The organism is Agrobacterium genomosp. 2 str. CFBP 5494, assembly GCF_900013495.1.
GTDB classification, from domain to species: domain Bacteria; phylum Pseudomonadota; class Alphaproteobacteria; order Rhizobiales; family Rhizobiaceae; genus Agrobacterium; species Agrobacterium pusense.
Window position 1 is genome coordinate 545,633 of the sequence record NZ_LT009719.1, and the last position, 22,369, is coordinate 568,001.

20 protein-coding genes, 2 pseudogenes and 1 riboswitch are annotated in these 22,369 nt (G+C 60.0%); of the genes and pseudogenes, 7 read left to right on the plus strand and 15 right to left on the minus strand.

Annotation, left to right across the window (positions count from 1 at the left end):
* Positions 1-11 precede the first annotated feature (11 nt).
* From AGR2A_RS17340 to AGR2A_RS17360, 5 genes and pseudogenes are all read right to left on the minus strand, one after another.
* A pseudogene (locus AGR2A_RS17340) lies at positions 12-210 on the minus strand (hypothetical protein); the annotation flags it as partial.
* An 86-nt stretch (positions 211-296) separates the two neighbouring features.
* On the minus strand, positions 297-1,049 hold the full coding sequence (locus AGR2A_RS17345; RefSeq protein WP_004438328.1) for an ABC transporter ATP-binding protein: 753 nt from the start codon (positions 1,047-1,049) through the stop codon (positions 297-299).
* Complete coding sequence (locus AGR2A_RS17350) at positions 1,043-2,110, minus strand: FecCD family ABC transporter permease (protein WP_034498339.1); 1,068 nt, start codon at positions 2,108-2,110, stop codon at positions 1,043-1,045. Before AGR2A_RS17350 ends, AGR2A_RS17345 begins: the two co-directional genes overlap by 7 nt.
* The gene (locus AGR2A_RS17355; RefSeq protein ID WP_072493681.1) at positions 2,107-3,246 is read right to left on the minus strand and encodes an ABC transporter substrate-binding protein; all 1,140 of its coding nucleotides are present in this window, start codon (positions 3,244-3,246) and stop codon (positions 2,107-2,109) included. The genes AGR2A_RS17350 and AGR2A_RS17355 overlap by 4 nt, the downstream gene beginning before the upstream one ends.
* A gap of 99 nt (positions 3,247-3,345) precedes the next feature.
* Positions 3,346-4,479, minus strand: a complete 1,134-nt coding sequence (locus tag AGR2A_RS17360) for an ABC transporter substrate-binding protein (RefSeq protein ID WP_072493618.1) — start codon at positions 4,477-4,479, stop codon at positions 3,346-3,348.
* 113 nt (positions 4,480-4,592) lie between these two features.
* Between AGR2A_RS17360 and AGR2A_RS17365 the strand changes: the two genes are divergently transcribed.
* Positions 4,593-5,417, plus strand: coding sequence for a class I SAM-dependent methyltransferase (locus AGR2A_RS17365; protein ID WP_072493619.1), 825 nt, complete (start codon positions 4,593-4,595; stop codon positions 5,415-5,417).
* Between the two features lie 146 nt (positions 5,418-5,563).
* On the opposite strand, the gene AGR2A_RS17370 is transcribed toward AGR2A_RS17365, so the two are convergent.
* From AGR2A_RS17370 to AGR2A_RS17390, 5 genes are all read right to left on the minus strand, one after another.
* Positions 5,564-6,016, minus strand: coding sequence for a pseudoazurin (locus AGR2A_RS17370; RefSeq protein ID WP_006698648.1), 453 nt, complete (start codon positions 6,014-6,016; stop codon positions 5,564-5,566).
* A complete protein-coding gene (locus AGR2A_RS17375) occupies positions 6,013-6,810 on the minus strand; it encodes an ABC transporter ATP-binding protein (protein WP_072493620.1) in 798 nt (265 codons plus the stop codon). Before AGR2A_RS17375 ends, AGR2A_RS17370 begins: the two co-directional genes overlap by 4 nt.
* The gene (locus AGR2A_RS17380; protein WP_037091029.1) at positions 6,807-7,835 is read right to left on the minus strand and encodes a FecCD family ABC transporter permease; all 1,029 of its coding nucleotides are present in this window, start codon (positions 7,833-7,835) and stop codon (positions 6,807-6,809) included. The genes AGR2A_RS17375 and AGR2A_RS17380 overlap by 4 nt, the downstream gene beginning before the upstream one ends.
* Complete coding sequence (locus AGR2A_RS17385) at positions 7,832-8,863, minus strand: ABC transporter substrate-binding protein (RefSeq protein ID WP_037091027.1); 1,032 nt, start codon at positions 8,861-8,863, stop codon at positions 7,832-7,834. Before AGR2A_RS17385 ends, AGR2A_RS17380 begins: the two co-directional genes overlap by 4 nt.
* A 159-nt stretch (positions 8,864-9,022) precedes the next feature.
* Positions 9,023-9,256, minus strand: a riboswitch (cobalamin riboswitch).
* 125 nt (positions 9,257-9,381) lie between these two features.
* Complete coding sequence (locus AGR2A_RS17390; RefSeq protein ID WP_072493621.1) at positions 9,382-10,260, minus strand: GNAT family N-acetyltransferase; 879 nt, start codon at positions 10,258-10,260, stop codon at positions 9,382-9,384.
* A gap of 224 nt (positions 10,261-10,484) precedes the next feature.
* Between AGR2A_RS17390 and argE the strand changes: the two genes are divergently transcribed.
* The 6 genes from argE (at position 10,485) to AGR2A_RS17420 (ending at position 17,127) form a co-directional block, all read left to right on the plus strand.
* Positions 10,485-11,609, plus strand: a complete 1,125-nt coding sequence (gene argE / locus AGR2A_RS17395; protein WP_035208573.1) for an acetylornithine deacetylase — start codon at positions 10,485-10,487, stop codon at positions 11,607-11,609.
* Between the two features lie 21 nt (positions 11,610-11,630).
* Positions 11,631-12,554, plus strand: coding sequence for a 2-hydroxyacid dehydrogenase (locus tag AGR2A_RS17400; RefSeq protein WP_037091023.1), 924 nt, complete (start codon positions 11,631-11,633; stop codon positions 12,552-12,554).
* 30 nt (positions 12,555-12,584) lie between these two features.
* Positions 12,585-12,941 carry a cupin domain-containing protein gene (locus tag AGR2A_RS17405; RefSeq protein ID WP_022563567.1) on the plus strand — a complete coding sequence of 119 codons (357 nt, stop codon included), beginning with the start codon at positions 12,585-12,587 and terminating at the stop codon, positions 12,939-12,941.
* 192 nt (positions 12,942-13,133) lie between these two features.
* Positions 13,134-14,597 carry an aldehyde dehydrogenase family protein gene (locus tag AGR2A_RS17410; RefSeq protein WP_072493622.1) on the plus strand — a complete coding sequence of 488 codons (1,464 nt, stop codon included), beginning with the start codon at positions 13,134-13,136 and terminating at the stop codon, positions 14,595-14,597.
* A 13-nt stretch (positions 14,598-14,610) separates the two neighbouring features.
* Positions 14,611-15,654, plus strand: a complete 1,044-nt coding sequence (locus AGR2A_RS17415; protein ID WP_072493623.1) for a tartrate dehydrogenase — start codon at positions 14,611-14,613, stop codon at positions 15,652-15,654.
* 15 nt (positions 15,655-15,669) lie between these two features.
* Positions 15,670-17,127, plus strand: coding sequence for an NAD-dependent succinate-semialdehyde dehydrogenase (locus tag AGR2A_RS17420; RefSeq protein ID WP_072493682.1), 1,458 nt, complete (start codon positions 15,670-15,672; stop codon positions 17,125-17,127).
* A gap of 115 nt (positions 17,128-17,242) precedes the next feature.
* On the opposite strand, the gene AGR2A_RS17425 is transcribed toward AGR2A_RS17420, so the two are convergent.
* From AGR2A_RS17425 to AGR2A_RS17445, 5 genes and pseudogenes are all read right to left on the minus strand, one after another.
* Positions 17,243-17,869: a dual specificity protein phosphatase family protein gene (locus tag AGR2A_RS17425; protein WP_022563563.1), complete on the minus strand. Its 627-nt coding sequence runs from the start codon at positions 17,867-17,869 to the stop codon at positions 17,243-17,245.
* Positions 17,870-17,901: 32 nt separating this feature from the next.
* Positions 17,902-18,831: an inositol monophosphatase family protein gene (locus AGR2A_RS17430; RefSeq protein ID WP_162708873.1), complete on the minus strand. Its 930-nt coding sequence runs from the start codon at positions 18,829-18,831 to the stop codon at positions 17,902-17,904.
* 61 nt (positions 18,832-18,892) lie between these two features.
* Positions 18,893-19,981, minus strand: coding sequence for an ABC transporter substrate-binding protein (locus AGR2A_RS17435; RefSeq protein WP_162696201.1), 1,089 nt, complete (start codon positions 19,979-19,981; stop codon positions 18,893-18,895).
* 83 nt (positions 19,982-20,064) lie between these two features.
* Complete coding sequence (locus AGR2A_RS17440) at positions 20,065-21,204, minus strand: ABC transporter substrate-binding protein (protein WP_072493684.1); 1,140 nt, start codon at positions 21,202-21,204, stop codon at positions 20,065-20,067.
* A 23-nt stretch (positions 21,205-21,227) separates the two neighbouring features.
* Positions 21,228-22,351 (minus strand): annotated as a pseudogene (locus AGR2A_RS17445) (ABC transporter substrate-binding protein).
* Positions 22,352-22,369 lie beyond the last annotated feature (18 nt).

Here is a 22,369-nt window from a genome sequence, read left to right on the forward strand (position 1 = left end):
CGGTTTTTCCTTTACGCGGCAAGCGCCGATGCGCTGGCGAAAATGAAGTCCGATGCGTCGAGTACATTGACATCGACCCCGTTCAGCGTGACGGAGACGGACGTGTCTGGCCGAGAGGATAACGGCATTTCCATTATCATCATACCACAACAAATCGTCCACCGATGTTGCGCCCCAGGCGGATACATCGAGCTTGTCCGTACCATCCTCATCATCGAGAATTAGTGCGCCGACGCGGGCCCATGGCCCGAGTTACCAGGGAACCCGGCAATTTTTGCAGCCGGGTTCTTCCATCGTCAGATTGCCCCGTCGACGATGACCATCGGCCTGCCCTGCGAGCAGGGTTCGATACGTGCATCGATGCGATAGATTTCGCGCAGCATGTCGGATGTTATCACCGCTTCCGTGCTGCCGCTCACCACCATTTCGCCCTGTGCGATCACCATCGTCTTCTCGCAATAGCGCAGCGCGTGGTTGAGATCATGCAGAGCAATAAGAACGATCATGCCTGTCTTCTGCGCGAGTTCGGTGACGAAGCCCAGAACCTCGATCTGCCGGTGGAGATCGAGTGCGGAAGTCGGCTCATCCATCAGCAGCACCTCCGGCTTGCGGGCAAGCGCCTGTGCCAGCGAGACCAGCTGGCGCTGGCCGCCTGACAATTCGCCAAGCCCGCGGAAGGCAAGGTCATGGATTTTCAGCGCCTTGAGAATGGCGTCGATCTCGAACAGCTCATGATCCTGAACGCGCCAGCCGCCGCCCTGCTTGGCGGAAAGCAGAACGGATTCATAGACCGTCAGCACCGCGTTTGCGCCGGTGTCCTGCGGCATGTAGCAGATGGCGCGGTCTCCACGGGCGGTATCGGAAAGTTCCACCAGCCCCGGACCGGAGATCAGGCTGGCGATGCGCTTGAAAAGCGTCGACTTGCCGGCGGCATTCGGGCCGATCACCGCCGTCACGCTACCGCTTTCGAGCGTATCTATGCCCACCTTGGAGAGAACCGTGGTGCGCCCATAGGCGGCGCCAACATCCTTCAATGCGAGGGCTACCATGCGCGTCTCCTGTTACCGAAAATAAGCGCGAAAAAGAAAGGTACGCCCACCAGCGCCGTGATGACGCCGATCGGCAGAACAGCGCCGGGAATGAGTATCTTGCTGATGACCGAGGTTGCAGACAACAGCAATGCTCCGCAGATCACCGAACCCGGCAGGAAGAAGCGCTGATCTTCACCCACCAGCATGCGGGCGATGTGCGGCCCCACCAGCCCGACAAAACCGATTGTGCCGACGAAAGAAACCGGAATGGCGGCCAGCAGGCTGACCGTCAGCATCGTCTGCAGCCGCAGACGGCGCACATTGATGCCCATGCTGGCCGCCTTGTCATCGCCAAGCCTGAGCGCCGTCAGCGCCCAGGCGTTGCGCATGAACATCGGCACGGTAACGAGAAGAATGGCGGCGGTGACATAGACCTTGTCCCAGGTCGCCTTCGTCAGGCTGCCCATGGTCCAGAAGACGACGGCGGCAAGCGCCTGTTCGGAAGCGAGGTATTCGAGCAGCGACAGCGCCGCATTGAAGGTAAAGACCAGTGCGATGCCAAGCAGCACGATCGTTTCAACCGTCACACCGCGAAGGGTCGACGCGAAATGGATGAAAAGGGCCGCAACCATTGCCATGATGAAGGCATTGATCGGCACCATGTAGTGCACGGCGCCCGGAAAGATCGCCACCCCGCCGACGAGCGCCAGCGCCGCACCGAAGCTTGCGGCGGCCGAGATACCGAGCGTGAACGGACTGGCGAGCGGGTTCGACAGGATGGTCTGCATCTGAGCGCCCGCCACCGAAAGCGACGCGCCGACGGTGACCGCCATCAGCGCGATCGGCATGCGGATGTCCCAGATGACCACACGCAGCTGGTTTCCCACCGCGGCCGGATCGGCGATGGTCGCAAGCACTTCGGAGAGGGTGTAGCGAGCCGGACCGAGCGCCATGTCTGCGGCCATGCTGAAACACAGGGCGATGAAAAGCCCGAAGAGGATGACGATCCTGCGCGCGGCAAGGGCGCGATATTGATCGCGCCCGCTGACGCCAACGGCGCTTTCATTCAGCGAACTCATTGGTTCAAACCTTTTTCGAGCGAGGCGAAATAGCCGGGCTTGTAGGTGACGGGAAGGAATTTCCGGTGAAACTCCTCGAAATTCTTTTCCGGATCGAGATCGGCGAAGAGGTCCGGGTGAAACCACTTGGCGAATTGCTGGATCGGGAAAAACTCGTAAGGCGCGCCATAGAACTGGTGCCAGACGGCGTGCACGTTGCCTTGCTTGACGGCCGTCAGTTCCGGAAACGGCGTGCGCTTCATCAGGTTGGCCAGTCGCTCACGGGAAAGAGCCATATCCGCACCGCGTCCTACGGGAACGAACTGATTGATGTCGGATTCAGCCGCCCAGTTCGAACCTGTGACAATCACGTGCTCGGGATCGGCAACGACGAGTTGTTCGGGATTGAGGTCGCCAAAGGTCGTCTTGATGATGCCATCCGCAATATTGCGACCACCGGCGAGATCGACCATGGCACCGAAATTGGCCGGGCCAAAAGTGCGGCAGCAGTTGTTTTCACCAGAAATGCCGGGCGAACGCTCAATGAAGACGTTAGGGCGCTTCAAGTCCCTGACGCTGGCGAGCCGGTCGGTCACACGGGCGATTTCGGCACGGCGATAGGCGATGAAGTCCTTCGCGCGCTCTTCAGCACCGAAGAGTTTGCCGAGGATTTCGACCGAGGCCTCACTGTTCTTTTCGGGATCGATGCGAAAATCGAGATAGACGACCTTGATACCGGCAGCTTCGGCTTTTTCTTCGAAACCGCTTTCCTTGGCTGATTTCTCCGCTTCGAGATTGAGTGTGATGACATCAGGCGAAAGCGTGATGGCCGACTCGAGGCTGAAATCCCCCTGTGGCACGTAACCGAAGCGCGGCAGTTTCTCGATCTCGGGGAAACGCTCGACGTAGGCGGCGTAGCTGTCCGGGTCCTTCTTGAGCAGGTCGTCACGCCAGCCAACAATAGTATCGAAAGTCTGGTCGCCCTTCAGCGCCGCGATGACGTGAACCTGGCGCGCCTCGCCAACGATGACACGCTTGGCCGGCAGGTCCAGCTCGATCTTGCGTCCGGTGACATCGGTGATCTCCCCCGCATGAGCCGCGACGGCTAGAAGGGAGAAGGCCAGCATCGCAAGATGCCTGAGGGCGTTGAGCCGCATGAGAAGGTCCTCATCAAGTTCAAAACAAAAACGATGAAGCCGCGTGGCTGCGGCTTCATCCATCGAGTGGACCGGCGCTCCTCCTTCACCGTCCCTGTCTTATTTCGCATCCTTCAGCGAAACGAAGTAGCCGGGCTTGTAGTCAAGCGGCAGGAAGCGGGCGTGAAGTTCCTTGAACGTGGCTTCGGGATCGAGATCCTTGAAGAGATCAGGGTGCAGCCACTTGGCGATTTCCTGAATAGCCACGAACTGATAGGGATTGTTATAGAACTGGTGCCAGATGGCGTGGACATTGCCATCCTTCACGGCCTGGACGCCTGTGAAAGCCGGGCGTTTGGTCAGGTTTTCCAGCTTGCGACGGGCCTCCTTCACATCCGCGCCGTAACCGACGCCGACCCAGTTGCCACCGGGAACATAACCGTTCCAGTTGCCGCCGGTGATGATGATCTGCTCCGGGTTGGAAGCGATGATCTGCTCAGGATTGACGGTGCCGAAGGTGCCCGGAATAATAGCCTTGGCCATGTTGATGCCGCCCGCCAGCTCCACCATCTTGCCAAAATTCTCGTTGCCGAAAGACATGCAGCAATCGTCGGAGTAACCGCCGGCACGCTCCATGAACACAACAGGTTTCTTCGGATTTGCCTTTTCAAGCGTGTCCGTTACCTTCGCGATGGATTCCGCCCGGAACGTGATGAAGTCTTCCGCGATTTTTTCCTTGCCGATCAGCTTGCCCATCAGACGCATGCTCGGCTCGGTGTTTTCCATCGGCTTTTCGCGGAAGTCGACATAGACCAGCGGAATGCCGACCTTTGCGAGCTTTTCGATGTAACCTGCCTCTTCGGTCGCCGTCTTCGCGTCGATGTTCATCAGAATGACGTCGGGCTTCAGGGCAACGGCCTGCTCGACATCGAAGGTGCCGTCCTTCATGCCGCCGAAAGTCGGCAGCTTGGCGATATCGGGATATTTGGCGAGATAGGCGTCGTAGGTTTCCGGATCGGCTTTCGACAGATCGTCACGCCAGCCAACCACGTGCTGGAAAGGGTTTTCCTTGTCGAGCGCCGCCAGGAAGTAAATTTGCCGGCCTTCGCCGAGAATGACGTGCGAAACGGGAACGTTGACTTCGACATCCCGGCCGGTCACATCCTTGACGGTGACCTTTTCGGCCAATGCCGGCCATGCCGCAGATACGAGAAGGCCAAGGGCAAATGCCGCAGATTTGGCTGAGATGCGCATCGGATATTGCTCTCCAGTATTAACTGGCGCGGCTGTATTATTTTCTGACTGTACTAGTCAACATTTATGTTTTAGAGCCATTCTTAACTGACCGGTACATGAGCTGAAGACCAATGATCGACACCATAGAATATGGCAAAAACGACAGCCTGAGAGACGAAATCAAAGCCTACTGGTCCGGCCGCGCCGCGACTTTCGACCTGTCCCCCGGCCATGAAATTTTCTCCGAAGAGGAGCGAGAGGCGTGGCACGCGCTGATCTTGAAACATCTTGGTCCGGGTGAGGGGCGCAGCGCGCTCGATCTTGCCAGCGGCACCGGCGTCATCTCTCACCTCATGGACGATCTGGGATTTCAGGTTACCGGCATGGACTGGTCCGAAACAATGCTGGCGCTTGCCCGTGAAAAAGCAAAAAGCCGTGGGCGTAGTATCCGTTTCTTCGTCGGCGATGCCGAAAACACGATGGAGCCGGATGAGAGCGCCGATGTCATCATCACCCGCCATCTGGTCTGGACGCTGGTCGATCCACGGGCAAGTTTCGCGGAGTGGTTCCGAGTGCTGAAACCGGGTGGACGCCTGCTGATCGTGGATGGCGATTTCGTGAATACCAGCTGGCGCGAAAAACTGGTAAAGAAACTTGCGGCAGGTCTCGAAGGCTTGGGATTGGTCAAACAGGATCAGCCGCACAAGCCAGCGGATCCGGAAAACACCTTCACCAGCATCCTGTCGCGTGTCTATTTTTCAAACGGTGCGAGAGCCGGCGAAGTTGCAGCGCTTCTGCGACAGACGGGTTTCCAACCTGTTGCAATCGATCAGGAACTCCAGGCCATTCACCGCGCCCAGGCGAAAAATTTCAGCCTGCTGAAAGGTATACTCCGGGGACTGCAGCATCGTTATGCAGTCTGCGCGGTGAAGCCGGGCATCACAGGCAAAACCTGAGGCTCCGTCTGTGTCCTCAGGCCAGATTGTGAGATCCAGAGCGTCAAGTCCCTGACCGTAGAAGACGGTCTTCTGATGACCAATCCGCAACGGTGACTGGGGGGGGCGGATCATTCCCGACCCTGTTGCACGGATTGACCGGCACCTCATTTTTCCGCGCGCTCGAAAAGTTCCTCGAAGCGCGGTTTTGCCCGAGCTGGCATATCGACCGTCCGGTAGCTCTGCGGCAGGGTCGCATCGCCGACCTTGATCAGCATGACCATGCCCATGCCATAATGCGGTGAACATTTGATACCGTAGAAACCCGGCTTGTCGAAACCGGTCTCGAATTCATCATTGATCCGGCTTTTGAAACCTTCCACACCTTCAGGAACCATCCCCTCAACGGTCGCGGCATTGTGACTCTTGTGGGTCGGCACGAAGCGCACGCGATCACCGGCGGTGATCTCCAGAAAATCGGGCTCGAACACCATTGGGCCCTTCTCGCCCCTGTTCAGCATTTTCACCTCGAAGGTTTCTGCCGAGGCATGTGCGGATAAACCCGACCCCATGAGCACGGCAACGCCTGCAACTCTTGCAAGCCTAAGCAATTTCATCATGCCATGACCTTTCTTGCATGATCGGCCCGTCCGTGGGCCGGCAGAAAACGAATGTGCGAAAGGCCGCTTCCATCAACCGTCACAACGCATTCCACTCCGAAGACGGACGCTATCGTTGCCGGCGTCAGGACTTCGCGCGGCGCGCCGATGGCGATCATCTCACCGCGATGCATAATGGCGATGCGGTCGCAGAACATGGCGGCGTGATTGAGATCATGAAGGGCCGCCACAACGGTCAATCCCTGCCGGCGCACCAGATCGAGCAAGCCGATCTGGTGGCCGATGTCGAGGTGATTGGTAGGCTCGTCCAGCAGCAGAATATCGGGCTCCTGCGCCAATGCGCGGGCGATATGCAGTCGCTGGCGCTCACCACCGGAAAGGTGGTGCCAGCTGCGCTCCGCCTTGTCGGCCATGTCGACATTATCGAGCGCGGCCTCGACGATCGCGTCGTCATGCGCAGACCACGCCGAAAGTGGACCGAGATAGGGCGTGCGCCCCAATTCCACCGCCTGTCGTGCCGTGATGCGCTCGGTGGTTTCGGCCTGCTGCTCCACAAAAGCCAGCCGGCGAGCGAGTTCACGCCGTCCGAGGGAGGCGAGCGGATCGCCGCCGAGCATGACGTGACCGTGGCGCGGCTTGCGGATGCCGGCCAGCATGGAGAGCAGCGTGCTTTTACCGGACCCATTCGGGCCGATTATGCCGAGAAACTCTCCGGAGCCGACATCGAGCGAGACACCGCGTACGATGTCGATATTGCCTGCGCGAAATTTCAGGTCATGAGCGGATAGCTTCACGAACGTCCCCTCTTCTGTCCGAGGATGAAGGCGAAGGCGGGCGCGCCGACGAGCGCGGTGATAACGCCGATGGGCAGCACCTGCCCGGGAATGACAATGCGGGAGAGAATATCGGCGATGATCATGAATACTGCACCGGTCAATGCTGTCACCGGCAGCAGCAGCCCATGGCGGACGCCGACGAAGATGCGTGCCGCGTGGGGAATGACGAGGCCGACAAAGCCGATGGACCCGACCAGCGAGACCATCACCGCCGTCATGATCGCCGAAACCGAGATCAGTACTGCATAGGTCCGCCGCACCGGAATGCCGAGCGAGGCAGCCGCCTGCCCGCCGAAGGCGAAAGCATCAAGCGCCCGGGCGTGCCAGAGGCAAACCGCAAGACCGGCAACACTGACCGGCAGGGCCAGCCACACATCCGGCCAGCGCACACCCGAGAGGTTCCCCAGCAGCCAGAACATGATACCGCGCGCCTGTTCGGCATTGGCGGATTTGGTGACGATAAAGGACGTCATGGCATTGAACAGTTGCGAACCAGCCACCCCGGCCAGGATGATGGCACTGTTGCCGTGCCCTGCACGCACCGCCAGAAGACTGACAAGCGAGAATGCGACGAAGGCACCGATCAGTGCCCCCGCCGGCATTGTCAGAAAGCCCGCCCCAAAGCCGAGAAGGGCCACGCCCACCGCTCCGGTGGAGGCGCCCGCGGAAATACCGAGGATATAGGGGTCGGCAAGCGGGTTGCGCAGCAGCGATTGCAGAACCGCGCCGGCAAGCGCCAGTGAAGCCCCGCAGCAGGCGGCCACGACGGCGCGGCTGAGACGATAGCTCCACACAATTCCCTCATCCAGCGGTTCCAGCGGATAACCGGCGTCAAACACCCGGTTGGCGATGGTTTTCGCCACCACATCGAATGGAATGGCGGTTTCGCCGATGGCCGCCCCGGCCATCAGCGCGCCTAGCAGCAGGGCGAGCGCGGCAAAAACCAGCCCTCCTCTGCCGAGATGGATTGAAAACCCGCTCACTTGGCGAGACCGGCAGCCGAAATTGCCTCAGCCAGCGTTTCAATGCCTTCGATCGTCCGGATGGTCGGGTTCATCGCCTGAGCATCCATCTCGAAGACGTGACCTTCCTTCACAGCTGGCATGATGCTGGCCACGGGATCGGTGGCGAGGAATTTCTGCTTGACGGCGATGTCGTCAGCCGGGAAACGGCGGCGGTCCATCTTTCCGGCCACAATCACCGAAGGATTGGTCTTGGCGATGGTTTCCCAACCGACCGTTGGCCATTCTTCGTCGCTCTCGATCACATTCTTCAGGCCGAGCGCCGACATGATGTAGCCGGGCGCGCCATTGCGGCCCGCCACATAGGGATCGATATCCAGTTCCGCGCTGGAGAACCAGAACACGGCGGAAAGCTTGCCGTTTGCGGAAGCAATCTTCGCGCGGGCAGCATCTTCCCGTTTTTTGAGATCATTGACCACTTCTTCGCCGCGATCCTGGACGTTGAAAATCTGCGCGAGGTCGCGGATTTCCTGATAGATCAAATCCATTGTGAAGCCGGTCTTGCGCACGCCGTCGCCGCCCCCGGAATTGTCCTTGCCCACGCAATCTGCCGGCGAGGTGTAAACAGGAATGCCGAGTTCGGCGAATTGCGCTGGCGTACCGACAACGCCCTCGGGGCCGATCTGCCACTGGAACTGCGTTGTGACGAGGTCCGGCCTCTTTCCGACGACGGCCTCGAAGCTTGGATCATTGTCGGCCAGACGCTCCACCCTGGAATTGGCCTGCTCATAGCCCGCAAGGACCGGGCCGATCCACAGGGCCGTGCCAACGACCTTGTCGGCCAGCCCGAGCAGATAAAGAACCTCAGTCGTGCTCTGGCCGACGGAGACGGCGCGGGCGGGCGGCTGCTTGAAGGTGATGTCGTGACCGCAGCTTTTGATTGTCAAAGGATATACCGTTTCCGCAGCATTGGCGGTGGCGGCGGGCAGAACTGCAAGCGCAGCAGCGAGAAAGCCGGCGCGGACCGGCAGGCGTCCAGAATGAAACATGTGTTCTCCAATCGAAATGAAATCGCTTGTTCCAGAGCAGCGGCGTCAGAACGCGCAGCAACCACGGAACGTCTTGTACGGAGAACGGTAACAGGACGCAAACCAAATGTTATGAAATAACATTACAATCTCCTCTTCCGGGCTTCCCCGCCCGTAACGATGGTTTATATTTTGACGGCAGGTCTCCTGACTCACGGATTTGCGCCTTTCATCTGCCTTCCCGCATTCCGGAGAATGCAGTGGCATGACGCCATCGGCGTCACGAGGATGAGCGGCAATCCGCTTACAGTTGCGGGGGCAGCCACGGCATTGGGCGATAATCATCACCCGCACCGTGTTCCCTATTAATCCCTTCGCCTTTCGGCTGCAGGAACCGTCGCTTTCTCACATAAGGGTCAAGGGGCAGTGCGTCAATCATCAAAGCATGTTTCTAGCGCAGCGGAACGCATCGCGTCGGGCGACGCCCGAAAAAGGACCACCACATAATCAGTCGAATTGAGGCGGTTCAAAACTGCGCTTCAGCACAGCGATGGACCCGCAAGGGCGAAAATCCTCGCCGGACCCGAACCCGCAGGCTGCGGCGTCTGTTTCGACATGGTGGTAAGAGTTTCGATCACGACCAGGCCGGATTGCGTCAGAAAATCGGTCAATACGCGCTGGTCTTGCACGGCATCCAGACGGACGAGCTGATCGTCCAGATCGGCAAAATGCCGGCTCACCAGCGCGACCGCATCTTTCTCCTCAACTGCGACGACCGGACCGACGATGTGACCTCGCCCGGCCGCCCGGCGCAGCGCGAAAGCCACCAGACGATCGACCTCGAAAAGGCCATAGCCAGTATTGTCGCGCAGAAGACGTTGCAGCACGCCCCGCCTCGATACGCCCAAAGCCACCCGGTCAATCGTCACGACCGCCGACAAATGATCTTCCGAGAGGGGCTCGATCCGTTGCTTTCTGCCAAGCCCCGGTGTCTGCACGGGGGAGCGCGCCCTGCCCCGAAACAGCTGCACCTTTTCCGCATCTCCGGAAAAGCCTAGCCCTGCAAAAAGACGACGTGAAACGTCGGTGGCGTTCAGCCGCAAGACGGTTGCCGGGTATTTCCCCAGAAGCTGCCGCACCAGCCAGGGCGCCACGCCACGCCCCTGCAGACGTGGCGATACGATGACCATGCCGAGTGTCGCGAAACCCTGATCATAGGGAAAGAGCATCGCTGTCGCGACAACACGGTCGATCTCGTCCAGCGCAGCGAGACCGACACCGCATTGCCTCAGGAAACACCATTCATTGGCGTGATAGCGCCATCCGACCGCCATGGAGAGGGCGTGCAGACGATCTGCCTCCACATCGGCAATATCCACGGTCCGCAACTCGAAACTATCGACTTTGAGCAGCTCCATCGCAAACGGCTCTCACTCCCTCCAGCGCGGGGAACCAGCGTTCCCGGCGTCCAAGCCATGACGTCCGAGGATAACGAGCCATGCCAGCACGAATTTTCTGAAAGCACTGGAAGGACACAACAATCTACCGAAATACCTCGCTTTTCAGCAGATAAACGCCTTCGGCCGTTCTAAGCTTTTGCAATGAGCAATGCGGCCATCATAACGGGCCAACGGGGACGACCATGAACGCAATCGAAATCCTTGAGCGTCTCGTCGCCTTTCCGTCAGTGGTGGGAACGGCCAATGGCGACATTGCCGGATGGATTGCCGAATATTTGGAAAGCCATGGCGCAAGAGTATCCGTGATTCCGGGGCCGGAGGGAGACCGCGCCAATCTCTTCGCCACCTTCGGACCAGCCGATCGGGCCGGTTACATTCTGTCCGGGCACATGGATGTGGTACCCGCCGGAGAACCGGAATGGTCTTCCGATCCTTTCCGGCTGAGAACGGAAAACGACAGGCTTTACGGACGCGGGACGACCGACATGAAAGGTTTTCTGGCAACCGTCCTCGCCGCAGCCCCTGCCTATTCGCGCATGACGCTTCAGCGCCCCGTGCATATCGCCTTTTCCTACGACGAGGAGGCAGGTTGCCGCGGTGTTCCCCATCTCATCGCGCGCCTGCCGGAACTGTGCGCGCCACCGGCGGGCGCCATTATCGGCGAGCCCAGCAATTTGCGTTCCGTGCGTGCCCACAAGGGAAAAGCCGCGGCGCGGGTCAGCATCCGTGGCAGGTCAGGCCATTCTTCACGGCCCGATCAGGGAGTGAACGCCATTCATCTGATGGCAGGCATCATCGCGACGGCGGTGGAGGCGGCAGACGCGTTGACCCGGGGTCCTTTAGAGAAGACCTTCGAGCCGCCCTACTCTTCCCTGCAGATCGGTACCGTCAACGGCGGACAGGCGATCAACATCATTCCCGATCATTGCGCCATCGAACTGGAGGCAAGGGCTATTTCAGGTGTCTCGCCAATCGACCTGCTGGAGCCGGTACGACGTAGCGTGGAGGCGCTCACCGCGACAGGTGTCGATATCGAATGGCTGCCGATGAGCGCCTATCCGGCGCTGTCGCTTCTCGCCGAGGCCCCGCTTGCCTCGCTTTTGGAGGAACTGACCGGCACTCCCGGTCTCGCGGCCGTCAGCTATGGCACGGAGGCCGGGCTCTTTCAGGCTGCGGGCATCGACGCCATCATCTGCGGCCCCGGCGATATCGGCCGCGCCCATAAACCGGACGAATTCATAACAGCGGGCGAACTTTCCGCCTGCCAGTCGATGCTGGAAATGCTCGGCCGGCGCTGCACGGCATGAACCCTCGAGACCACGGATCAGATGACATTTCTCTTTAACTCCGACGCCAGACGCGGCGAAATCTTCCGGCAGGCCCTGGCTGACGAATTGCCGGATCTCCCCTTCGCAATGGATGCCTCCAAGGTCGATCCCGATGCAGTCCGTTACCTCATCACCTGGACGGTGCCGGAGGATATAGCGCGTTATCGTAACCTCGAAATCCTCTTTTCGATCGGGGCCGGTGTGGACCAGTTTCACATCGATACGGTCCCGCAGACGGTGAAAGTCGTACGCATGGTGGATGAGGGGATCATCCGCATGATGCAGGAATATATCTGCCTCGGCGTGCTCGCCCTTCACCGCAATCTCCCCGCCTATCTGAAACAGCAGCGGCAGCAGTTGTGGAAGGCGCTGCCGCAACGACAGGCAGAAGACTGCCGGATTGGCGTCCTTGGCCTCGGCATGCTGGGCGTCGCAGCGCTGGAGCGGTTAAGAACTTTCGGCTTTCCGCTCGCCGGCTGGAGCCGGTCGCCGCGCGAGATCGATGGCGTCACCTGTCACCATGGCGATGACGGGCTGAAAGCCATACTCTCCACCAGCGACATCCTCATCTGCCTGCTGCCGCTGACGGACGAGACCACCGGACTTCTCAACGCCCAGCGCCTGAGCCTTTTACCCGATGGCGCGGGACTTGTTCACGCCGGACGTGGCAGACAGCTCGATCACGGCGCACTCCTCGATGCGCTCGATAAAGGCCGGCTCTCGGGTGCGGTGGTCGACGTTACGGATCCCGAACCGTTGCCCGAAGACCATTCTTTCTGGACCCACTCCAAAATTCTCCTGACGCCGCATATCGCCAGCGTCACTCAACCCCATTCCGCGGCACGCACCGTTGTCGAAAACATCAAACGCCACGAGTCCGGTCTTCAACCGCTCGGCCTTGTCGACCGCCGCCGCGGATATTGATCATCACGCCTGTTTCAGAAAGGAAAATCCATGCCGCTTCTCAAGCCCATCGATACCAACCCCGATTTCGAGCCCAAGGCCTCCAAGGCGCTGCCAGAACGCCTCATTGCAGGCGACCCGTCGTTCAAGACCTGGGCGCTTGACGAAGCTCGCGACGGAACCGTGAAGACAGGCATTTGGGAAGCGACACCGGGGGAAAGCCGTTCCATCAAAGGTGAGACCTTCGAGTTCTGCCATATTCTGGCCGGCGTCATCGAAATCACCCCTGATGGCGGCGAACCGCAGCGTTATACGGCGGGCGACAGTTTCGTAATGAAACCCGGTTTCGTCGGCGTCTGGAGGACCATTGAGACGGTGCGCAAAATCTACGTCACAGTGAACGGATGAGGCGTATCTCGCGGGTTTTCCAGGTTGCCCGCGACAACGGGAACCGGCGAGAGACCACAGGCAGCACGCACCAAAGATTGCGCTGTCTGGCAACGGTAAAACGGGATTTTCGTTCACTGCCACGGCTGCAGTCGGTCGATTTCGCTTGCCGACAGGAATTAGCTTTGAGGGCATATTCAAAGGGGATTTCCCATGACGCTCAGCTTCGATCCAGACAGCCTGTCCCTGCCAATCGGCCACTTCATCGGCAGCAGGCTCGTCACCGCTGAAAACGGTATCGACATGCACCGCCCATCGGACGGGGCCCCATATGCCGGGTGCCCGAAGGCGGATGCAGCCCTGGTGGATGAAGCGGTGCAAACGGCCAAGGCCGCACTGAAAAGCAGCAACTGGGGCGGGGTGCGCCCGCGCGAGCGCACCCGGGTCCTGCAACGCTGGGCTGACCTGATAGAGCAGGAAGCCGAGACGCTGGCAAAGATCGAGGCGCTGTCCTCGACCCGGCCGGTCGGCCAACTGATCGCCGGCGATATCGCCGTGACCGCCGAGCAAATCCGCTTCTTCGCCGAATTCGCCGACAAGGAAGGCGGCGATCTGGTGCCGACCGACGACACGAGCCTCGGCATGATCATGACGGAGCCCTATGGCGTGGTGGGTGCGATTACACCGTGGAATTTTCCGGTCTCCATGGCTGGCTGGAAGCTTGGCCCGGCGCTTGCGGCAGGCAATGCCGTGGTGCTGAAACCTTCGGAGATGACACCCTTCTCCAGTATTTTCATGGCGCAGCTGGCGATCAAGGCCGGGTTACCCGCCGGCCTCATTAACATCGTGCTGGGCGACGGTCCCGTCACGGGCAACGCCATCACCGGCCATCCCGAGATTTCCAAGGTGAGCTTCACCGGCTCCACCGCCGCGGGAGCCGCCATCATGGCCAATATCGCCCGTACAGGGATCAAGCCCATGACGCTGGAACTTGGTGGCAAGAGCCCACAGATTGTCTTCGCCGATGCGGATATCGAAAAGGCGGCGACGGCCATCGCCGCCAATATTCTCTCCAATGCCGGGCAGGCCTGTGTGGCCGGCTCGCGCATCCTCGTGGAGGACAGTGCGGCAGATGCCCTCTCCGCCGCGATCATCGCCCGCATGAAGGCGGTGAAGCCCGGGCCCACCTGGGACGAGGCAACGCAATATTCGCCTATTATCTCCGAGGTGCAGCGCAAGCGCATCGACGGTATCGTGCAGGCGGCGGTCTCCCATGGCGGCCAATGCCTCACCGGCGGCGCGATCATGGACGGCCCCGGCTATTTCTACCAGCCAACACTGATCGCCAATGTCGACCAGACCTCCCCCGCCGTGACCGAGGAAATCTTCGGGCCGGTGCTGACGCTGCAGACCTTCCGCACGGAAGAAGAGGCTCTTTCGCTTTCCGATCATCCGACCTACGGTCTGGCGGCGGGTCTTTTCAGCCGTGACGTCTCACGCGTCATGCGCCTGTCCCGCGCCATCCAGGCGGGTACGATCTGGGTCAACCGTTACGGCCGCTCGCGCGACCACATTCTGCCTACCGGCGGCTACAAACGTTCCGGCATCGGCAAGGATCTCGGACGGGAAGCCTATCTCGCCAACCGCAAGAGCAAGAGCGTCCTAATTGGACTGTGACAGGGGAAATTTCTTGAAAACGCATCGCATCGCACTCATTCCCGGCGACGGCATCGGCAAGAGCGTCACTCATGCCGCATGGCAGGTACTCAACGCCGCCGCCAGAACCTCCGGTTTTGCGCTTGAAGGAACGGAGTTCCCCTGGTCCTGCGCCTTCTATCGGGAAACCGGCGCGATGATGCCCAAGGACGGTATTGAGACCCTGCGCGGTTTCGACGCCATACTCCTCGGGGCCGTAGGCTGGCCGGCCGAAGTTCCGGATTCGGTATCTCTGCACGGCCTGCTGCTGCCGATCCGCAAGGCCTTCGTGCAATATGCCAATATCCGACCGCACCGATTGCTTCCCGGTGTCGAAGGTCCGTTGAAGGCGGATCGATTCGATATCCTCTGCATTCGCGAAAATACCGAGGGCGAATATTCCGGCGCCGGTGGCCGGGTGCATCAGGGCACGGACGATGAGGTGGCCGTGGAAACCTCGATCTTCACCCGGACGGGCGTGGAGCGCATCCTGCGTTTCGGCTTTGAACAGGCGCAGAAACGTCGCGGCAAGCTGGCCTCCATCACCAAGTCGAATGCCCAGAAATATTCGATGGTGTTCTGGGATGAGGTAACGCACAGGCTCGCCGCCGAATATCCCGGTGTCGAGGTTTCCAGCTACCACATCGACGCCATGGCGGCGCGCATGGTGATGGCGCCGGAAAGCCTCGATGTCGTCGTCGCCTCCAATCTCTTCGGCGATATTCTGACCGATCTGGGCGCGGCCATTCAGGGCGGTCTCGGATTTGCCGCCTCCGCCAATATCAATCCCGACCGCAGCGCGCCCTCCATGTTCGAGCCGGTGCACGGTTCAGCGCCTGACATCGCCCATCTCGGCATCGCGAACCCAATAGCCGCCATCTGGTCGGGAGCGATGATGCTCGAGCATCTCGGGGAAAAGAATGCCGCGGCTCGGATTATGGCCGCACTGGAAACGACGACCGGCCGGGGTATCGGCACCGTGCCGGGCAGGGATGAGACGGACGCCATAACGGCTGCAGTTCTCGCAGCGCTCGACTGATTTCGGAGACAGATGATGCAAGGTTTGAAGGATAGGGATCTCTTTCGCCAGGCCGGCCTGATCGGCGGCGCATGGAAGGCAGCGGCATCGGGCAAGGCGGTCGACGTGATCGACCCGGCAACGCAGGCAGTCATCGGCAGCGTGCCGGATATGGGCGGAGGGGAAACCCGGGCGGCGGTGGAGGCCGCCGATGCGGCCTTCGGCCCCTGGAGAAAAAAGACCCATGCCGAGCGGGCGGCCCTTCTCGAAAAATGGTTCGCCCTGATGATCGAGCATATGGACGATCTTGCGCTGATCCTGACCACGGAACAGGGCAAGCCGCTTGAGGAGGCGAAGGGAGAAATCCGCTATGGCGCATCCTTCGTCAAATGGTTCGCGGAAGAAGCTCGCCGTATTGGCGGCAGCACCATCCCTTCACCGACACCGGACCGGCGCATTGTGGTGCTGAAAGAACCGGTCGGCGTCTGCGGCATCGTCACCCCGTGGAACTTTCCGAACGCGATGATCACGCGCAAGGTTGCACCCGCACTTGCCGCCGGCTGCACCGTCGTCATCAAGCCTTCCGAATTCACGCCCTATTCGGCACTGGCGCTCGGTGTTCTCGCCGAACGGGCCGGTATTCCCGGTGGTGTCATCAACATCGTGACCGGCATGCCGACCGATATCGGCAACGAAATCATGGCGAATGAGACGGTGCGGAAAATTTCCTTCACGGGCTCAACCCGCGTTGGCTCAATCCTGATGCGAGGCGCTGCCGACAGTGTAAAGCGGCTCTCGCTGGAACTGGGCGGCAACGCGCCCTTTATCGTTTTCGACGATGCCGATCTCGATCTGGCCGTGGAAGGCGCGCTCGTTTCGAAGTTCCGCAATGGTGGGCAGACCTGCGTCTGCGCCAACCGCATTCTCGTTCAGGCAGGCGTTTATGACGCCTTTGCAAAAAAACTGGCGGATCGCGTTGATGCCATGCGGGTCGGTCCCGGCACGGAGGCCGGTGTGTCCGTCGGCCCAATGATCAATGAGCCGGCCATAGCGAAGATCCGCGCCCATGTGGAAGATGCCGTGGCCAAAGGTGCGAAGATCATCACCAGACCCCGCCCTCTACCGGAAGGTCCGCAATACACCGCCCCCATTGTGCTGATCGGCGCAACGACCGGCATGCGTCTGGCAAGCGAAGAGACCTTCGGCCCGGTCGCTCCCCTCTTCCGTTTTGAGACGGAAGAAGAGGCGATCGCCATCGCCAACGGCACCCCGTTTGGGCTTGCGGCCTACTTCTACACTGAAAGCCTCAGACGCGCCTGGCGCGTGGGTGAAGCGCTGGAATTCGGAATGGTGGGCCTCAACACCGGCGCGATTTCCACCGAGGTCGCCCCTTTTGGCGGCGTCAAGCAATCCGGCCTTGGCCGCGAAGGCGCGCAGGTCGGCATCGAAGAATATCTGGAAATAAAGACGTTCCATATCGGCGGACTTGCCTGATACTTCTTTCCCATCCCCGACTAAAGGGTCGCCCAGCGACCCTTCTTTTTTGCAGATCGACAAAAAACGAGATGCCTGTGCGGAATGGGAAGCGCGGCCCGAATGAGCGCCTTCTTCAGTGGGCCGCGTCGATCATCGCGATCCAGCCGGCAGCCCGGCGGGCGGCTTCGGCCAGGACGGGTTTCGGAGCCTTATACCACTCATTTTCCGGCAGTTCTCGTTTCAGACGAACGAAGCTTATCGCGTCGCCCAGGGCCGGAAACTCCGCTGGCAGTGTAAGATGGAGGAAGAGCGCGACGACGGCGACAGAGCGGGAACGACCGCCCCGGCAATTGATGAGCACATTGCCGCGCTCCCGGCGGGGGTAAGATGGTTTTTCCGGCAGAATCTGCTCCAGCGCCGCCCGCAGAATATAATGGGCTGCCACCATTTGGGTATCAGGATTTCCGGCCCCGTCGATCAGACCGATCTTGTAATATCGGATTTCGCCCGGCCCATAGACGCTGCCTTCATGATCTGAAACCACATCGGACTGTTCCACGAAATTGAAGTCCAGATTGACGGCGCAATTGACGACGGTGGTAATGCCGTTCTGACGCAGAAGATTGAGGTCGCTCGCACCCTCTTTGCCCGAAATGAAGAGATCGACACCATAAAGCGGATGCCGTTCATAGATGCGGCTGAGCTTCGGCAGTTCGCCGCTCTCCTGCTCTCGGGCTATGGTCTGTTGCGGTTGCGGCATGTCATGTCTCCCCGGCACCGGTACGGCAGCCGTCATATCTTTGCTTTTTCAGTTTCTGCGGCGGTTGGCCCGTGTTGCACCGACGTCTTGGCGCTGCGGCTTGCGGATATGGCTCGTGCCACCCGCTGCAATGTCGGGTAGTTGGCCCCCTCACCCGTGGCTATATAACCCGGACAAAGGAATTCGGCGGCGCCTTCCGCCACCTTTCCAAGAGTGAGAGGTTCATAGGCGCCGCCGGCATTTTTGAGAATGAGGATGGCGGCTGCCACATCCCAGGCGTTGACGCCGAAACCAGCGGCCGCATCCGTCCAGCCCGCCGCGACGTGAGCAATGCTGAGCGCAGCGCTGCCGGGCCGGCGCAATGTAGAAAAGGTCTCAGTAAGAGTACCGAAATTGGCCAGCGCCGCTTCCCGCCCATCCAGCCGGAAATCGCGCGAGACGGGATAGCCGGTGATGAGCGTCGCCCGTGTCTCGTCCGAGACGCTACGCGAGCGCAGCCTTTCGCCGTTCAGATAAGACGCCTGGACATCGGCCGAAAACATCTGCTCCGCGACAGGGTCATAAACCACGCCGGCAACAACCTTCCCGTCGATAACGGCGGCAATGGACACGCACCAGAAGGCAAGGCCGCGGGCGAAATTTGCCGTGCCGTCGATGGGGTCGACATACCATTGCACCTCACCGCTACCGATCTGGCCGCCCTCCTCACCCATGATGGCCGAGTTGGGTTCCCGTTCGAGAATGATGGTGCGAATGGCGGCCTCGGCGCGCTTGTCGTGGATAGTCACGATATCGTGGAGATCGACCTTGTAGTCCACCGTCATATCCGATCGGAATGCCGCAAGCAGAGGATCGCGCACGGCACGCGCCGCTGTTTCGGCGATTTTCATCAACCGCCCGGAGCGGGAAAAAGCGCCCTCATCTCCAGGATTTCGTTCGCTCAATGAGGTCTGCATCGGCATGTCCATTCCGTTCATTCGCAAAAAGGAGGAGGCGGCGCGGCCAGGACCGCGCCAGCCGGGATTACTTCGTGTAGTTGACGCGCCAGAAATCCTGCCACTCCTCGCGCCGATCGAAATCATCGAGACCCGTAGCAGAATTGTATCCCATCAGCCGATCGGCAACCTTCATCAGCCCAGAAGGCTCATCATCCGGCATCTTGATGTCGGTATTGGTCGGCAGCTTACCGTCCTTCATCTGCGGGGCGATGCCCTCTTCCGTCAGGATATAGTGGATAAAGAGCTTGGCCGTGTTCGGGCTTTTGGTCTTGGAGGCCATCAGGCCGAGCTTGATATAGGTCCAGCCGGCCCAGGGATCGAGGTCGGTGCAGAGGCCGAGCTTGTAGCCCTTGTCAGCATTGTCGCGAAATTTGGCTGAACTTAGTAGGCCGAAGAAGGGCTGGTTCTGGCCGGGCGCGCCAACCGCTTCCGCAACAGGGTCGTCGCCATCGGTGGCGAGCGGGCCATTCGCAGCCAGCGCCTTTATCCACGCAGCTGCCGCACTCTTTTCCTCCGTCTCCCTGCCGAAATGAGCCTTATAGGCCGCCGCTATCTTTTCATTACCGTGGGCTTCAAGCTGGTTGAACCAGTCGGTATAGGTGCTCTTGCTGAGCGGATCGACCATGGCGACCTTGCCTTTCCATTTCGGCTCGGTCAGTTCCCAGATATTCGTCACGGGGCATTTGTCATAGGCTTCGGTATTATACGCCCAGACGTTGGCGTTGGTGGAAATGGCCAGTGGGTTTTGAAACTGCGCCGGAATTTTCGAGGTCATGTCGCCCGGCAGGTAATTTTCCACAAAACCCGCCGGCAGAAGCTGGGCAAGTGCAGAGGGCGCATCGGTAATCAACACCACATCCCCCTGCACATTGTTCGACTGGCTTTCGCGGATGATCATCTCCAGCTGGCTATTGGCGGAGACCTTTACGCCCGTCGCCTTCAGCCCGTATTTGGCGCTGAATTTATCCGCCATCTCAACGATCTTGCCGGTGCTGTCATAGATGTTGATCGGCTTCTCCTGCTTTGCCGCCGCAAGGACGGCATCGAGATCGAATGGCTCTTCAGCCGCGGCGGGCAGAGCGGAAGCGCCTATAATCATTGCACCTGCGGCCATGGCCGAGGCAGCCCTCAATTTCATTTTTCGCATCGTTTCCCCTCCCAAGGAAAAGACAGGCGGGTTTGCACCCCGCCTTCCGTTTATTTTTTGTAATTCACACGCCAGAAATCCTGCCAGCCTTCGCGCTTGTCGAGATCGTCGGCCGCCGTTGCGGCGTCGAAAGCCATCAGCTCATCGAGATGATCGGCGACCCTCGAAGGCTCATCCGCCGGCAGGGCGATTTTCATATTGCCGGAAAGCTTGCCGTCAGCGGTCTGAGGCGCGATGCCTTCTTCCGTCATCAGATAATGCAGGAAGAGTTTCGCGGCATTCGGGCTTTTCGTTTGCCCGGCAATCAGGCCGAAACCGGGATAGAGGAATCCGGAAAATGGCTTTACACCGCTGCAAAGACCGAGCTTCAGCCCCTTGGCTTCATTGTCACGATACTTCGCGACCGAGGTGATGACGAAGAAGGGATCGGTCTGTCCCGGAGCACCGGCAGCGTCCGCCACCGAACTGGAATCCGTCAAGAGCGGCGCATTTTCGGCAAAGGCTTTCACCCAGGCAGCCGTTGCGCTTTTTTCGCCCGTTTCCAGCTTCTTGCCGTAGAGGTCCTCGTAGGCTTTGGCGACATCGGCATCGTGGTGGGTTTCGATTTGGTTGAACCAGTCGGCATAAAGCGGTTTGTCGAATAGATCGAGCATGGCAAGCTTGCCCTTCCAACGCGACTCCGTTAGCTGCCAGATGTTGGTGACCGGGCATGTGTCGTATTTCTCGGTATTGTAGGTCCAGACATGCGGGTCTGAGACGACCACGAGCGGATCCCGCAGCTTCTGCGGAATATCGCCTTCGATATCAGGCGGCGTCCAGCTGGTAGCGATACCTGCCGGCAGAAGCTCGCCCATGGCGGAGGCAACATCCGTGGCCACGCTCACATCGCCGACGACATTGCCAGCCCGATGTTCGCGGATCATCAACTCGACCTGCGTCGCCTCGTTCACCTTCTTGCCGCTGACCTGCACGCCATACTTGGCCGTAAACGCCTGCGCGGTATCCACGATCTTACCGGTAACCGCATAAACCGTAATCGGCTTTTCCTTCTTCGCGGCAGCGATGAGCTCATCGAGATTGAAGGCTTCCTGCGCATGCGCGGCCCCGCCAAGTGCCAGCGAGACGCCGAGGCAAAGTGCGGAGGCGGTCCCCCGCCGCCTGCGCTCGTTGCCATTATTATTCCTAGCCATGATCGTCACGAGTTGACCCCCCATTATTTTTTGTAGTTCACACGCCAGAAGTCCTGCCAGGTTTCACGCGCATCCCAGTCTTCAAGACTGGTCGCCATGCTGTAGGGCAGGATGTTATCGAGGACGGCGCCAATACCCGATGGCTCGTCGGCGGGCAGACTTACCTCCCTGTTGGTCGACATCTTGCCGTCGATCGCCTGCGGCGCGATGCCTTCGGCAGTCATGATGTAGTGAATGAAAAGCTTCGCCGCATTCGGGCTGTTCGTGCCCTTGGTGATCAGCCCAACGCCCGGATAGAGCCAGCCGACCCAGGGTTTCAGCTCCTTGCAGAGGCCGAGTTTCGTGCCCTTCTCGGCATTGTCGCGGAACTTGGCCGAGCTGATGAGGCCCATGAAGGGTTCTTTCTGACCGGGAGCACCAACGGCTTCGGCAGCAGCCGCATCGGCGTCGGTCAGAAGCGGAGCATTGGCGGCAAGCGCCTTCACCCAGGCTGCCGTCGCGCTCTTTTCCCCGGTTTCGAGGTCCTTGCCGTAAAGCGCCTTATAGGCCGCTTTCACTTCACCGTCGCCGTGGCTGGCCATCTGGTTGAACCAGTCGACATAGGATGCCTTGCCGAGCGGATCCTGCATCGCCACCTTCCCCTTCCACTTCGGGTCGGTCAGTTCCCAGATATTGGAAACGGGCATTTGTCGAAGAGTTCGCTATTATAAGCCCAGACATTGGCGCTGGTGACGACGGTCAGCGGGTCCTGATACTCCGGCGGAATATTGCCGGCCATATCCGGCGGCAGCCAGCTTTCGACAAAACCGAGCGGAATAAGCTGCGCCATCGCGGCCGGCGCATCGCTGATGATCGAGACGTCGCCCTGAATATTGTTGGCGCGCGCCTCGCGGATGATCATCTCCAGCTGGGCGGAGGCCTTCACCTTCGCGCCCTCAGCGCCGACACCGTATTTCGCGGCGAAGTTCTTCGCCATTTCAACGATCTTTCCCGTGCTGTCATAGACGGTGATCGGTTTTTCCTTTTTCGCCGCCTCGATCAGGGCATTGAGGTCGAAAGGCTCTCCCGCTTTCGCCACGCCGCCAAGCGTTGCGGCAATCGCCGTTGCGCATAAGAGCCGGCTCAGGCCCGCTATTGTCCGCTTCATCCTGCTTCTCCTTCAGCC

Coding starts and splice junctions, on each gene's coding strand:
- AGR2A_RS17345 (WP_004438328.1), bottom strand. CDS start 1,049: ATGGTAGCCCTCGCATTGAAGGATGTTGGCGCCGCCTATGGGCGCACC.
- AGR2A_RS17350 (WP_034498339.1), bottom strand. CDS start 2,110: ATGAGTTCGCTGAATGAAAGCGCCGTTGGCGTCAGCGGGCGCGATCAA.
- AGR2A_RS17355 (WP_072493681.1), bottom strand. CDS start 3,246: ATGCGGCTCAACGCCCTCAGGCATCTTGCGATGCTGGCCTTCTCCCTT.
- AGR2A_RS17360 (WP_072493618.1), bottom strand. CDS start 4,479: ATGCGCATCTCAGCCAAATCTGCGGCATTTGCCCTTGGCCTTCTCGTA.
- AGR2A_RS17365 (WP_072493619.1), top strand. CDS start 4,593: ATGATCGACACCATAGAATATGGCAAAAACGACAGCCTGAGAGACGAA.
- AGR2A_RS17370 (WP_006698648.1), bottom strand. CDS start 6,016: ATGATGAAATTGCTTAGGCTTGCAAGAGTTGCAGGCGTTGCCGTGCTC.
- AGR2A_RS17385 (WP_037091027.1), bottom strand. CDS start 8,863: ATGTTTCATTCTGGACGCCTGCCGGTCCGCGCCGGCTTTCTCGCTGCT.
- AGR2A_RS17390 (WP_072493621.1), bottom strand. CDS start 10,260: ATGGAGCTGCTCAAAGTCGATAGTTTCGAGTTGCGGACCGTGGATATT.
- argE (WP_035208573.1), top strand. CDS start 10,485: ATGAACGCAATCGAAATCCTTGAGCGTCTCGTCGCCTTTCCGTCAGTG.
- AGR2A_RS17400 (WP_037091023.1), top strand. CDS start 11,631: ATGACATTTCTCTTTAACTCCGACGCCAGACGCGGCGAAATCTTCCGG.
- AGR2A_RS17405 (WP_022563567.1), top strand. CDS start 12,585: ATGCCGCTTCTCAAGCCCATCGATACCAACCCCGATTTCGAGCCCAAG.
- AGR2A_RS17410 (WP_072493622.1), top strand. CDS start 13,134: ATGACGCTCAGCTTCGATCCAGACAGCCTGTCCCTGCCAATCGGCCAC.
- AGR2A_RS17420 (WP_072493682.1), top strand. CDS start 15,670: ATGCAAGGTTTGAAGGATAGGGATCTCTTTCGCCAGGCCGGCCTGATC.
- AGR2A_RS17425 (WP_022563563.1), bottom strand. CDS start 17,869: ATGCCGCAACCGCAACAGACCATAGCCCGAGAGCAGGAGAGCGGCGAA.
- AGR2A_RS17430 (WP_162708873.1), bottom strand. CDS start 18,831: ATGCCGATGCAGACCTCATTGAGCGAACGAAATCCTGGAGATGAGGGC.
- AGR2A_RS17435 (WP_162696201.1), bottom strand. CDS start 19,981: ATGGCCGCAGGTGCAATGATTATAGGCGCTTCCGCTCTGCCCGCCGCG.
- AGR2A_RS17440 (WP_072493684.1), bottom strand. CDS start 21,204: ATGGCTAGGAATAATAATGGCAACGAGCGCAGGCGGCGGGGGACCGCC.